This window comes from Sporosalibacterium faouarense (genome assembly GCF_016765695.1).
GTDB lineage: Bacteria > Bacillota > Clostridia > Tissierellales > VENL01 > Sporosalibacterium > Sporosalibacterium faouarense.
Genome location: NZ_JAETGO010000023.1, coordinates 14364 through 28318, shown reverse-complemented (window position 1 = coordinate 28318; position 13955 = coordinate 14364). Strand labels below are relative to the sequence as shown.

Below are 13955 nucleotides of genomic sequence, written 5' to 3'. Positions count from 1 at the left end.
TTATATTAAATATTAAATCTATATTAGTCTATTTTTTTATACCTTTCCAATATATATTCCAGTTTTTCTCCACATTTGATTTCATCAATAGTTGGTTTTCCTCTTCAGTATCATATAGCATCATGCCAAAGCTTCCATGTACTAGTGATAAATAAGAATATATAAGAAAATTTATTTCTTCTTCATTAATTTCACCGTTTTTCATAGCTTCTACAAAAATTTTATCTAAAGAAATTTTCACTTTATCCTTTATCTTTTCTAGCTTAGTATTTATAACATCTTCTAGAAAGGTTGGAGGAAAAAATAAAATAATACTATAAAACTCTTTCGCAGATTTAAACATACTGAAATAATCTATAATTCTATAGTAGATATGAGAAAGAGTATATTCAGTATCTTGACCCTTCGTTTCTGAAAATATCCTATCTAAATACATATAAAATTTATTAATAGTAGTATCTAAAATTGTAGTAAAAATCTCCTCTTTGCTAGAAAAATGTGCATATATTGAAGGTTTTTTTATGCCAACTTCCTTTGCTATCTGAGATAAACTCGTTCCCTCATATCCATTAATAGCAAATAGCCTATACGCAGACTCTAAAATTTTATCCTTCGTCATTTTTATCTCCCCTTGATATCTATTATAAAATCGATTATGTCATAAAATCCTTAAATGTTAAAAATTGTCATTGCTTGGATTATACTTTACTTTTTAATAGAAAGTCAATGAGAAATAAGTCCTATTTTGCTTGTGCTATGGACTCTGTTAGTGTCACATATTCAGATATAGTTAGTGTTTCTCCTCTACGTTTAGGATCAATTCCGCACCTCTCCAATGCTTTATTTACTTCATCTTTAGTTAATCCTAGTCCACTTGAACTTAGAGCATTTAACAAAGTCTTCCTTCTCTTCCCGAAAGCTGCCTTTACTATCTGAAAAAGTAATTTTTCATCACTAACACTATATCTAGGCTCTTTATGAATATTTAACATTATTACTGCTGAATCTACATTGGGCCTTGGCATGAAAACATTTTTAGGGACATTTAGAATGATTTCTGGATCTGAGTAATATTGCACAGCTATAGATAAAGCGCCATAATCTTTATTCCCCGGGTTTGCCTTCATCCTATAGGCTACTTCTTTTTGGACCATAACTACTATCTTTTCTACATTTATTTTTTCTTCTAAAAATCTCATTATTATCGGAGTCGTAATATAATAAGGTAAATTTGCTACTACACTAGCTTTCTCTCCTTTAAACTTTTCTCGCAATAATGATTCCAAATCTATCTTCAATACATCGCCATGAACAACCTCTACATTGTCATAGGAAGATAAAGTCTCCTCAAGTATTGGAAGAAGTTTTCTATCCAATTCAATTGCAATTACCTTCTTAGCTCTTTCACATAGGGATTGAGTCAATGTTCCAATCCCAGGACCAATTTCCAATACAAAGTCTGAGTCTGTTATTCCTGACTCAATACAGATATTATCAATAATATTTCCATCAATTAAAAAGTTTTGCCCTAAGCTTTTTGAAAATTTAAATCCATACTTTTGTATTACTTCCTTAGTGACACTTGGTGAGTATAGTCTTTTATCGTCCATTTTCTTCATTTATCCTCCTGACTGCATCATTAAATTCTTCTCGAGTTATGCCATAATTGTTTAGTCGATTTAATAATTGTTTAGCATTACAATATCCTATACCAAGTATTCTTCCTAACTTATCCCTTCTTTTACTAGAATCATTGATTCCTATTAATTTATGCAAAAAGAGATCAGTCTTCCTAAATTCTTCTCTTTTTTCTACTGATTCAGTTCTTGCTTTATTAAGAGCATCAATTATATCCTTTGGCTTAGCATTCTCAATTCCTATGTTGCTATCTTTTGTAGCTTTATCCCTTGACAAAAAAGCATGCTTACAGTTTTTAACCTCTTTAGAAATTAATTTTCTAATTTTTTCACCGGCAAAATCAGGATCTGTGAATATTATTACACCTCTTTTTTCTGCAGCAGTCTTAATTCTATCCATAAGATCATCAGGAAACCCTAAACCTCCTGTAGTTATTATCTCAGCATCAACAGCTTTCTTAATCGCTGCAACATCATCCTTTCCCTCAACGACAATTACTTCTTTTATCACTGGAAAACCTCCTTAATCCAAAATTAAATATAGTTATGAATTATATCATAATAATCAAATATTAAAATACTCATTTATCAAATTATATTTTTCCTTTAATCTTAAAATATTACTCTTATTATGTCAATATAATGCTATATGACTTACATTTAGCATAAAATGCATATTATAAGATTATCATTTGTTAATGTTTTTGACAAATTATAACGGATATGAAAAAGAAGGCCTTTAAGACCTTCCCTAATTATCTAATATATATACTTTGACTTTCCTTCTTCCAAAATCCAGTGCTTTTGATCTACTCTCCATATATAAATCAATTCTATTTCCCCTTATTGCTCCTCCTGTGTCTTCAGCTACAGCAAACCCATAATCTGGCCATCCATCCAAACTCTCAATATATAATCTTGTTCCCAAGGGTATAACATTAGGGTCTACTGCAATAACTCCGGGTCTAACCTTTGTACCAGAAGCTGTGATACCAAAATTTTTATCTCCTGAAGTTTTTCCAGTACTTTCATATGAGAGGTCATAAGCACTTGCAACCATAGTCATGGTATCTTTATACTCTAATTTCCCTCTTGATGAAACTAGATAGTCTTTTGTTCCCCTTTCAATTACTGAATTCACAGGTTCCTTAACTAGATATGAGTCAATAATTTTTTCATCTAGCAACTTGTTATCTTCATATATCTTCTTAACTTTATACTCCACAAGTCCTTTTGCTCCGGGCTGAATTACAATTGAATCTCCCTTAAATAAATTATTATTGTACTCCTCGATTATACTATACGGTATCATATCAATTATTTTCTCAACTTTTTCCTCGACCTTTACAATATTGATTTCTAAATTACTGGTAATATTATTCTCTAAAGGTGGATTTATTTTGTCATTATCGTCCACATCAATATCTAAGCTCTGAATTACTTCTTCAACATTATTAGCAGTTGTATTGATTTGCATCTTCTTACCACCAGCATTTACGAATATTGGTACTGCTTTCTTTATTATAATGTTCATACCTTCTTCTACATCTTTGTCCAAGCTCGTATTTATGTAGTCTTCATCCTTAAGTTCAATACCATTATCATATAATAATTCTCTAACTGTGCTATCTGTAACCTTAAAAGCGGTAACTTTATCATCAATAGTAATAGTAACCTTTTCATTAATAAGATTATATATACTAATCGTTGCCATCAAAAGAAAAACTAACCCGATAATTACCAGCTTTTTTCTCTTTTTTAATTCAATCATATTATATACCTCCAGCTTTTTTCACATCTTTATTCTATTGCATATTTGCTATCATGTCAAATTGTGTAGTTTTATGTCTTATTTTTCCAAATTTTCATATTTTTTATTTGCCTTCATCTATATTTATTTCAATTGTCTTAATTTTTATACCTAAAAATCAAAAATAGGGCTAATCACTATAGAAATAGAGTTAGCCCCTTAATTTTATTATTTTTTTAATACATGGGATAACTTTGATACATTCCACCCATATTATCTTTATTATTTTCTCCTTGCTCAGGACTAATAGGATAATTGGGCATCATTGGATTACCTTCATACATTCCTGGCATTGTTGGATTCATTGGGTAGTTTGGCATCGGCATCATTGGATTACCTTCATACATTCCCGGCATTGTTGGATTCATTGGGTAGTTTGGCATCGGCATCATTGGATTACCTTCGTACATTCCTGGCATCGTTGGATTCATTGGGTAGTTTGGCATTGGCATCATTGGATTGCCTTCATACATACTAGGCATAGTTGAGTTCATTGGATAGTTTGGCATCATTGGATTATTCTCATACATTTCTGGCATAACTTGATTCATGTAAGGGTTCATGCACATCATCATACATTGTTTCATCATTTGGCACATTGCCATTGGGTTCATCATTGGGCTAATCATTGGATTCATAGGGTATTGAGGATACTCTGGATATCTGGGTGGTTCAGGGAATTCAATAGGGTCAGTTGGGTACTTATTATTATCATTATTCCTTGCCATCAAATCAACTCCTAAATATATTTTAGTTTTACCTAGTAATATTATATGATTACGTTTTTTTGTTGTTACAAGTTGTTTGATTCAAATATTGATGAATGCTCTACTTACCAAAATCAATTCTTAAATTAGGAATTTACATATTTACAAATTGAAATAGTATTGCAAGAATTAATACTATGGGAAAATTACTTATTTATTCACTTTTCCCTTAAATCTATTAATAATATTCAGCCTACTTATTAGTTAATAATTTTATGTGATATAATGAATGATAATTATATTTTTTCACTTATATAAAGGTGGTGTGCCCACGTGGCAGCAGATATTCATTAAATTACTCAACGAATTAAATATCCTATCCATATATAGAATTGGTGTATACGAAATTGATTTTATATAAGTACTTTCTAGGTGCTCTACAACTTATATTAGAACACCACTAGACTGCTAGGGTATTTGTAAAATTAAGGTTGTGTTATGTAAACTTAAGGAGTGATTTAATTGAATATTTTGTATAATAGCTTAGCTAGATACAAGAGGATATATGCCTTCTCAATACCAATTATTTTGAGTATGTTATCCCATTCTCTTGTTGGCTTTGTCGATACTGTAATGGTTAGCCAATTAGGAAAAAATCCTTTAGCTGCAGTGGGAATTACTAATGTTGTAGTGAATTCCTTAATTGGTCTTTTAGGTGCTATATCACCTGCAATAAATATTTTAATGTCTAGAAGTCTCAAAAATAATAAAAAAAGCGAACTTTCAAAATATATATGGAGTGGATTTTATATCTCTCTTATCATTGGAGTTCCTATTACAATTATAGGAGTTATTCTAACTAAGCCTATTTTAGGAATTATTGGAGCAGAAGCCTCAGTTATCTCTTCAGGAGCTACTTATATGAAGATTAGATTTTTAACTACTATACTTGTTCTGTTTCAGTTTATATTTTCAAACTTTTTTAAGACTGTAGAAAGAACAACCATTTCCATGAAGGTTACCTTTGCTGCAAATCTAATGAACATAGCAGGTAATTATTTGCTGATATTTGGAAATTTCGGTTTTCCTGCTTTAGGTGTTGTCGGTGCTGGATTATCTACCTTAATGAGCTACTTATTCAGCTTTTTGATTTATTCATTATATATATTTTTAAGTGAATATAAAGATTTTTTTAAGTGGAGTACTTCTTTAAATGGAGTTAAGGAAGCAATGATTTCAATTATCAAGATATCAATTCCTTTAGGATTAGAAGAGCTATTTTCTTATTTATTAGTTCCTACAGTTATTATGATGATTGTAACTCATATTAGCATTGATGCCATAGCTGCTAATGAAATTGTTATAAATATTATTTCATTCATTGCTATACCTCACTATGCTTTTTCACAAGCTGCTACTACTTTTATTAGTAAACTTGAAAGATTAGACAGTCACAGAACAATGAAAAATACAATTCAAGATATTATTGTATGCGATATTATATACTTAGTTCTAATTTCTGCTATAGTTGTCTTGAATAGAAAAGATATTGCATTACTTTTTATTGATGAACCTAAGATCTTAGAGATAGTTATGCCTTGTTTAATTATCTCGATACTTCTACAACCTTTTGATGGTGTATTAAAAATATTATCGGGATCATTGATTGCTCTTGGATATGAGAAGTGGACTTCGATACTATCATCTTCTTTAAATTGGATAATATATGTACCTTTAGCTTACTTATTATCAATATATATGAATATGGGGCTAATAGGTATATTTGTATCACAATTGTTATTCAAGATAATTGCTAGTTTCGTTTATACTGTTAAAGCTAATAATTCTATTAAATCAATGGATTCAAAAGATTTGATTGGAATAAATAGTAATACTATATAAATAGACAAATACTAGAAAATATAAAAAAACGAGGTGTGCTAATTTCTTAGCATACCTCATTTTATATTTCAACTATCTATATTTTTTTACAGTAAATATCAGTTGACTATTAGAAGTTACACAGCCTCCTTCATAATCACCATCAAATGATATTCTTTTGTATGTCTATTTTATATTAAACAATCTCTTAGTATTTTCAGCAGTTACTTTAGCCACTTCTTCAAATTTTATACCTTTTAACTCTGCAATCTTGCCTGCAACGTATCTTACATTTACAGGTTGATTTCTCTTGCCTCTATGGGGCTCTGGAGTTAAATATGGTGAATCTGTTTCTATAAGAATATGCTCTAAAGGAATTTCCTTAGCAACTTCCTTTGGTTGTTTCGCATTCTTGAAAGTGATTGGGCCAGAAAATGATATGTAAAAGCCCATATCAATATATTTTTTTGCCATTTCAGTACTGGCTGAAAAGCTATGTATTACTCCAGTTAAATTTTCATCTAATTCCTCTGATATAATATCAAAGGTATCCTTATGAGCATCACGATCATGAACTATAATCGGGAGTTTTAACTCCTTAGCTAGCTTTATTTGCTCTCTAAATCGCTGTTGCTGAATATCCCTAGGAGAGTTATCATAGTGATAATCCAGCCCTATTTCTCCAATGGCTACAACCTTTCCCTTCTTTGTTAAGTCTCTTAATACATTAATTGTTTCATCATCCATTGTTTTAGCATCATGGGGATGGATTCCCACAGCAGCATAAATATTTTCATATTTCTCAGACAGAGAAACCGCTTTTACTGAAGATAAAAAATCCGCTCCTGGATTTATAACTATATCTACATCATCCTTCTTTAAATCACTAATTATATCATCTCTATCTTTATCAAATCGTTTATCATCAAGGTGAGCATGACTATCAATAAGCATTATTCATTCCTCCTTAAAACTACAACATTTATTTCTTCTTAAATGCAGATTTTTTCACTTTTTCCTTAAATAGTGAGTTTACCTTGTTTTTAATGTTCCTTATTTTAATAGTAGTACTCTTGATATACTTCTTTTTATCTGAGCCGATATTAAACTTTATATCTAATTTATAATCATCATATTTCTTTCCTTTTAGAGGACTCCAACTAACTTTTTCAATGGAACTCCATTTAACAAAATAAGTGAATTTTAATATTCCGTTCTCTGTAAATTTAGTGTCAATAACTACTATTAAAACCAAATAAGCATACCAAAGGACCCAAAAAATTACTCTGTAAAAAAAGTCAATGTCCTTTTCTCCTCTAATAAAAACAAAGTATATAATTACTATACTAAAGGCTAGCCCTAGTAACCTTAGCACTTTATCTTTAGAACTCTTTGTCTCATTTAAATCAATTAATACATCTCCAGCTTCTTTTTTGTTTTTAAGGTATTTTTTGGTTGACGAAAATAAAATTCCTAAAATTATAACTACCAATACAAGATTGAAATACTCCACAAAGCTTCCCCCTTTTACAAGTACAGAGTGGAAGGATTTAAGTTATTCCTGCCACTCTGTCAATTTTTATCAAGCTTCATTAATAATTACTGAACCTTAGCTCCACTAGATATATCCTCTAATACCGATGCTAATGTTAGCTTTTTACCTTTGTCAGCTGCTAAAATCATTCCATGGGACTCTATTCCCCTTAGTTTAATCGGTTTAAGATTAGCAACTAAGATTACCTTTTTCCCTACTAAATCTTCTGGTTCATAGTATTTTGCAATACCTGAAACCACTTGTCTTTTTTCATCTCCAACCTCAAGCTGTATTACTAAAAGCTTATCAGCATTTGGATGCTTCTCTACTTTTATTACTTCTGCTACAAGTAATTCTATTTTATCAAAATCGTCTATAGTTATTAAATTCTCTTCCACTTCTTTATCTCCCTCTTTTTTCTCTTCTTCATTAGCTTTTTTGCCCATTCTTTTATTAACAAACTCTTCATGAACCTTATTAAATCTTTCAATCTCTTTCTTCACATCAAGTCTTGGGAACATTGGGTCTTCTTTTCTTACCTTCTGTCCTGTGATTAATTTACCCCACTGGGCTAAGTCCTCCCAAGATGTTCCTTGACCATAATCTATTCCAATTTGTCTCCAAATGGCATTTGATGTTTCTTCCATAAAAGGTCTTATTAAAATAGATGTTATTCTTAAAGATTCAGAAAGATTATATAAAACAGTATCTAATCTATCCTTTTTATCATCTTCCTTAGCTAATATCCAAGGAGTGGTTTCATCTATATATTTATTTGTTCTTCTTATTAACTTCCAAGTTTCTTCTAATGCATTACTAAAATCAAATTTGTTCATATATTCTTCTACTTTAGCAGAAGCAGCTATTCCAGTTTTCTTTAAATCTTCATCGAATTCTCCACTTTCCTTAGGCTCTGGCATAATTCCACCATTATATTTCTCAATCATAGCAACTGTTCTACTAACTAAATTGCCTAAATCATTGGCTAAATCAGAATTGATTCTATTTAAAAACTTTTCTCTTGTAAAAGAACCATCTTGCCCAAAAGAAAATTCTCTTAATAGGAAATATTTAAGGGTATCTACACCATATAACTCAATTATTGGTTCAGGATATACCACATTTCCCTTAGATTTTGACATCTTGTCATTATCAAACAATATCCATCCATGTCCGAAAACCTTTTTAGGCACTTCTTCTCCTAATGCCATTAATATTGCTGGCCAAATTATTGTATGGAATCTAACTATTTCTTTACCTACTAAGTGTACATCAGCAGGCCAATATTTTTTATAATCACTATCTATATCTGTTTTATACCCTAAAGCTGCTATATAGTTACATACAGCATCAAACCAAACATATATAGTATGCTTCTCATCAAAAGGAACTTTAACTCCCCAGTCAACTGTTGTTCTTGATACACATAAATCCTCTAATCCTGGCTTAAGGAAGTTATTTATCATCTCATTTACCCTTGACTTAGGCTGTAAGAACTCTGGATTCTCTTCTAAAAGCTTTAAAAGCCTATCCTGGTATTTTGATATCTTGAAAAAATAAGCCTCTTCCTTAGCCAATTTCACAGGTCTGCCACAATCGGGGCAGTTCCCATCATTTAGTTGAGTTTCCGTCCAAAAAGATTCACAAGGAGTACAATAGTACCCTTCATATTCACTCTTGTATATATCACCTTGATTATAAAGCTGAGTAAATATCTCTTGAACTATCTTCCCATGTTTTTTATCTGTAGTTCTATAGAAAATATCATAGGATATATCTAAACTTTTCCATAGCTCTTTAGAGTCTGCAACTATTTTATCTACATACTCCTTTGGAGTCACTCCCTTTTCTTTAGCCTTTTCTTCTATTTTCTGTCCGTGTTCATCTGTACCTGTAAGAAATTTAACATCATATCCCTGAATTCTCTTATACCTGGCTATAACATCTGCTGCAACAGTACAATAGGTGTGTCCAATTGTTAGATTACCACTTGGATAGTAAAGTGGAGTTGTAACATAATAAGTTTTGTTTGACATAAAATTACCTCCTGTTTTTGTTTATATTATCTGCTTCCATCACAAAGTTTTTTTTACTCTACGTAATATTATAAATAGTTTTTTATAAGTTTTTATAAAATAAAAAAGCCCTCACCCCTAATCCTATAGAGACGAAGACTAATATTCGTGTTACCACCCTAATTTGTTTAAGCTTCACAACTTAAACCTCAACAGGTTACCATCATAACCTTGTAATGATAACGGATACAAATCCGATATAGCCTACTTCTTTTCAGCTATACAGTTCAGGGGCCATCTTCAGCTTATTCACTCACGTCAGCTTTCACCTAACCTGACTCTCTGTAGAAAGATTCTAAACTTACTCTTCCCTTCATAACCTTTAAAAAATTGATTATGTAATAATTATATGATTTACTATATTATAAAAGAATATACAAGATTTGTTCATTTTTGTCAAGTAATAAACTAAAATTTTTTTGCCAATAGACTCGTATATTTTATAGAAACTATTAATAATTTTACTTCTATCTTAATTTTAATTTGATTTCATTAACTTCCAAAAACTAGTCTGCAAACCATTACAGATGCAATAACTGCAGCTACATGGGACAATAGGGCTGCTGATAGAGTATGTCGAGAGTTTTTTATTCCTACTGCTCCAAAATAGACGGCCATTGTATAAAATATAGTTTCAGCAGACCCCATCATAGTAGAAGCTACCCTTCCTATAAAGCCATCAGCACCGTATGTACTAACAATATCCTGTACCACACCTAAAGATCCGCTACCAGAAATAGGCCTCATAATAACCAAAGGAAGCACTTCATTTGGAATTCCAAAAATATTAGTTATTGGTGCAAAAATGTTAACCATTATCTCCATTGCTCCAGATCTTCTAAATATGCCAATTGCAACAAAAATTGCAATTAAATAAGGCATTATTTTTATAGCTGTTGTAAATCCTTCTTTAGCTCCCTCAACAAAGACATCATATAAGGCAACACCTTTGATATATCCATGTACTAATATTATGGTTATAATTGTTGGAATTACTGATATTGATATTATGCTTAACACTTTTACCATAAAATCACCTTCTATTTTGGAGTATCTTAGCACTGATGATACCAACAACTGTTGAAACTGTTGTTGCCACTAATGACGTTCCAATAATTTCTGTAGGATTTAACGATCCAGCATCAGCTCTAATTTTTAATACAGTTAGAGGAACTAATTGAACAGAAGACATATTTATTATCAAGAACATACACATAGCATTAGTTGCTCTTTTTTTATCATTATTAAGCTTATTCATCTCCTCCATTGCCTTAATTCCAAGAGCTGTAGCTGAATTACCAGCTCCAAACATATTTGTTACCATGTTCATAACTATAGCACTAAGAGCTGGATGATTCTTAGGTATATCTGGGAATAAAAAGTTAGTTATAGGTCTAAGCGCTTTGCTAAATGAATTAATTAACCCTGATTTTTCGGCTATTTTCATCATGCCTAACCATACAGCCATAATTCCAATAAGTCCTATAGCAAACATAACAGCTGATTGGGTATCTTCAATGACAGTGCTGTTTATAGCTTCGATATTTCCTGTAAATATGGCAACTAAGATACCTATAAAAATGAGAAAAAACCATATATAGTTAATCATAGAATCTTCCTTTCAATTCAATATGAAAAAATCGATAGCTGGTGAAATTATTATATTTATGAAATTATATGCAGTAAGGATATACTAAATTACAATCATAGTTGTATTCAGTAAAATAAACAAGCCTATTTAGTTAAGATAACTAAATAGGCTTGTTAAATATTTTATACTGTTTATAGATTTTATCCTTTTATCCTTTTCTAATTCTGTTGCCAAACCTGTTTCATAAGCCACACTTCAAAATTCTTCAGGTGTAGTATTAGAATCAACTTGACAAGCTAGAACATATAACCTTTATATATATGGGATATTAACTTAATCCAGTCTTCCCATTTATAAGGAGTATATGGCGATATGTCATTTAGATCTAACAATGGGCTTCTTTCTATTGCTATAGCAATATATTTCCAACATGTAATAAAAAATTAGTTATTAGAAATTAGTCTGTGTGGAAATTTCTCCACACAATTATTAAATTTATTATTTTCTTACAACACACCCTCAATAAATTTCAAAGCTGCTTCCTTACTTGTCCCTATTTTCCCATTGTATATTGCCTTTCGAACTTCTTCTATTAATTCATTAATCAAAACATCTTCTCCTAGGTCAAAATTCTTAATTACATTTTTGCCTGTAATTATATGGGAAATATCTTCTACTTCCTTGAACCTTGTTAAATAGTTATTTGCAATATATTCAACATGAATCTTAAATTTCCCCATTTCCTCTGTAGGATCTAATAACTTTCTTGTAGCTATTATATCTGCCAGAGCAATAAGAAGCACATCTAATGTATCATCGCCTAATTCCTTAAACATTTTATAAAGAGTCTTCCCACTGACATCATTCTTCTTGTACAATACCAAAGGTATCATATGCTTAGCTACTAATCTATAAAGCAAGTCCCTTTCTTTTATACTAAGTCCTAGATTCTCAGCCATATCTTTTATAATCTCTGCACCTGTTATTTCATGCCCTCTAAATCTAGTTCTTCCCGTTTCATCAATTTTCATAGCAGAAGGCTTGCCAACATCATGAAAAAATGCTCCTAGCTTAATGAATTCTAGTCTACTATGACCTAATGCTATTTCTTCTTTGCTATGCTCTTTGTATACTTTTCTTATATGCTCTTCAAAATATGAATCTGAATAAATAATAAGTTCAAGAATCTCCATAGTATATAGAGAATGTTTGAATACGTCGACAACATGATATTTACACTCTCCAACCTCTTTCATTGGACTAATTTCCGGGAATATCTTTTGAAAAATATTAAGATTCTGGTCAAGAAACTTAAAATAATAATATGTTTTTTCCATCTTCAGTATTTTAAATAGCTCATCTGTAATGTTTTTGCTATAACTAGTCTCTATTTTCCCATGATTTTCTACAATAAAGTCTTTAAATTTTCCATCCATATCAAAGTTATATTGCGACATAAGACGAACAGCTTTTAATATATTGGAAATCTCTAGAGCATCTTCTCTCTCTAAATTATTTCTTACCTTTTTCCCTTGTAAATCCTTTAATCCTCCATAGGGATCTATTATATTCTCATGTTGAACTTCATTATACAAGTTTATAGGTAAGGCCATACTATCAATAGTTATAACTCTATTTTGCAGATGATCTCTTAAAACATGATTTTTTAAATCAATCAACCTTATTTCTATGTTTTTTTCTTTATTTCTCAAGAAAACTACTTCTTTTCTCACTTCTTTAGTATAGTTATCAAAGTCTAATCTCTGAAAAACTCTATCTATAGCATCTATAAATCCATTTTCAATAACAATCTCTATTTCATTTGATGATATTCCTAATAATCTATCAATGATATATTGACCAACTACATATATGCTAATATCATCACTTTTATTAACCTCATTCAAAACAGATAACACATATTCCATTAAACCATCTCCTTAGAAACTTTATACCCTTAATTCCCCATGCTACTACAGAAGTTTCCTTATATATACTCCCCATTTACCTTATCTTCTATTTATTTTAATATATCACAAAATATATTCATTAGAAGAAATTGCATATTAAAATTTTATTTAAGATTATATGTAATTCCTTCATTAAAGTACTACTTCGAAATATAATATTTATTTTAGAGAAAATTACCCTTATAATATGTAATTTCTTGAAATAAATCCCTCATAATTGAAAAACAGTAAAAAAATAAATTATTCTTAATTTCCATATTTTACTATATGATTAAACTTTGGCTTTATAACTGATGTATGTCCCCATAAAATTATAATTTATACATTGCTGTTAACAAAATTTAATAAAGTGATGTTGACTTTTATTGGAATTTATGGTACGATTTTTTTGTAAAAAAAAGTCGATTAACAAGAATTTTGATGCACTTGTTAATAAGTAGATAGTATATTATGATAGGAGGTAGGTTTCGTGAAGTCAACTGGTATTGTAAGAAAAGTAGATGAGTTAGGTAGAATTGTAATTCCAAAAGAGCTAAGAAAAACTTTCGATATAGCTGAAAAGGATTCTCTTGAAATATATGTAGATGGAGAGCAAATAATATTAAAGAAATATTCACCTGCATGTATCTTCTGTGGACAAGCTAAAGATAACACAAGATTTAAAGGTAAAATCATTTGTTCTGAATGTAAAGAAGAAATGGCAAATATTGATAACTAATACATAAAGACGACTATTAAGTCGTCTTTTCT

13 protein-coding genes and 1 other annotated feature are annotated in these 13955 nt (G+C 30.3%); of the genes, 2 read left to right on the top strand and 11 right to left on the bottom strand.

Features of this window, described 5'->3' with window-relative positions:
- Positions 1 to 28: 28 nt before the first annotated feature.
- From JMO20_RS03385 to JMO20_RS03365, 5 genes are all read right to left on the bottom strand, one after another.
- Entirely contained in the window at positions 29 to 619 is a 591-nt protein-coding gene (locus tag JMO20_RS03385) for a TetR/AcrR family transcriptional regulator (protein WP_202708123.1), read from the bottom strand.
- 121 nt (positions 620 to 740) lie between these two features.
- Positions 741 to 1610 carry a 16S rRNA (adenine(1518)-N(6)/adenine(1519)-N(6))-dimethyltransferase RsmA gene (gene rsmA, locus JMO20_RS03380; protein WP_202708185.1) on the bottom strand — a complete coding sequence of 290 codons (870 nt, stop codon included), beginning with the start codon at positions 1608 to 1610 and terminating at the stop codon, positions 741 to 743.
- Positions 1600 to 2148, bottom strand: a complete 549-nt coding sequence (gene rnmV / locus JMO20_RS03375; protein ID WP_202708122.1) for a ribonuclease M5 — start codon at positions 2146 to 2148, stop codon at positions 1600 to 1602. The genes rsmA and rnmV overlap by 11 nt, the downstream gene beginning before the upstream one ends.
- Positions 2149 to 2388: 240 nt before the next feature.
- Complete coding sequence (locus JMO20_RS03370; RefSeq protein ID WP_202708121.1) at positions 2389 to 3408, bottom strand: 3D domain-containing protein; 1020 nt, start codon at positions 3406 to 3408, stop codon at positions 2389 to 2391.
- A gap of 215 nt (positions 3409 to 3623) precedes the next feature.
- On the bottom strand, positions 3624 to 4175 hold the full coding sequence (locus tag JMO20_RS03365) for a hypothetical protein (protein WP_202708120.1): 552 nt from the start codon (positions 4173 to 4175) through the stop codon (positions 3624 to 3626).
- A gap of 501 nt (positions 4176 to 4676) precedes the next feature.
- On the opposite strand from JMO20_RS03365, the gene JMO20_RS03360 reads away from it, so the two are divergent.
- Complete coding sequence (locus tag JMO20_RS03360) at positions 4677 to 6056, top strand: MATE family efflux transporter (protein ID WP_202708119.1); 1380 nt, start codon at positions 4677 to 4679, stop codon at positions 6054 to 6056.
- A 165-nt stretch (positions 6057 to 6221) separates the two neighbouring features.
- On the opposite strand, the gene JMO20_RS03355 is transcribed toward JMO20_RS03360, so the two are convergent.
- The 6 genes from JMO20_RS03355 to JMO20_RS03330 form a co-directional block, all read right to left on the bottom strand.
- The gene (locus JMO20_RS03355) at positions 6222 to 6989 is read right to left on the bottom strand and encodes a TatD family hydrolase (RefSeq protein WP_202708118.1); all 768 of its coding nucleotides are present in this window, start codon (positions 6987 to 6989) and stop codon (positions 6222 to 6224) included.
- A gap of 28 nt (positions 6990 to 7017) precedes the next feature.
- Positions 7018 to 7548, bottom strand: a complete 531-nt coding sequence (locus JMO20_RS03350) for a hypothetical protein (RefSeq protein WP_202708117.1) — start codon at positions 7546 to 7548, stop codon at positions 7018 to 7020.
- Positions 7549 to 7634: 86 nt separating this feature from the next.
- The gene (metG, locus tag JMO20_RS03345) at positions 7635 to 9605 is read right to left on the bottom strand and encodes a methionine--tRNA ligase (RefSeq protein ID WP_202708116.1); all 1971 of its coding nucleotides are present in this window, start codon (positions 9603 to 9605) and stop codon (positions 7635 to 7637) included.
- A gap of 124 nt (positions 9606 to 9729) precedes the next feature.
- Positions 9730 to 9970: a binding site (T-box leader), on the bottom strand.
- 166 nt (positions 9971 to 10136) lie between these two features.
- Positions 10137 to 10673, bottom strand: coding sequence for a spore maturation protein (locus tag JMO20_RS03340; protein WP_202708115.1), 537 nt, complete (start codon positions 10671 to 10673; stop codon positions 10137 to 10139).
- 4 nt (positions 10674 to 10677) lie between these two features.
- Positions 10678 to 11253, bottom strand: a complete 576-nt coding sequence (locus tag JMO20_RS03335; RefSeq protein WP_202708114.1) for a nucleoside recognition domain-containing protein — start codon at positions 11251 to 11253, stop codon at positions 10678 to 10680.
- 488 nt (positions 11254 to 11741) lie between these two features.
- A complete protein-coding gene (locus JMO20_RS03330; protein WP_202708113.1) occupies positions 11742 to 13163 on the bottom strand; it encodes an HD domain-containing protein in 1422 nt (473 codons plus the stop codon).
- Between the two features lie 511 nt (positions 13164 to 13674).
- On the opposite strand from JMO20_RS03330, the gene JMO20_RS03325 reads away from it, so the two are divergent.
- Positions 13675 to 13923 carry an AbrB/MazE/SpoVT family DNA-binding domain-containing protein gene (locus JMO20_RS03325; RefSeq protein WP_202708112.1) on the top strand — a complete coding sequence of 83 codons (249 nt, stop codon included), beginning with the start codon at positions 13675 to 13677 and terminating at the stop codon, positions 13921 to 13923.
- Positions 13924 to 13955: the final 32 nt, after the last annotated feature.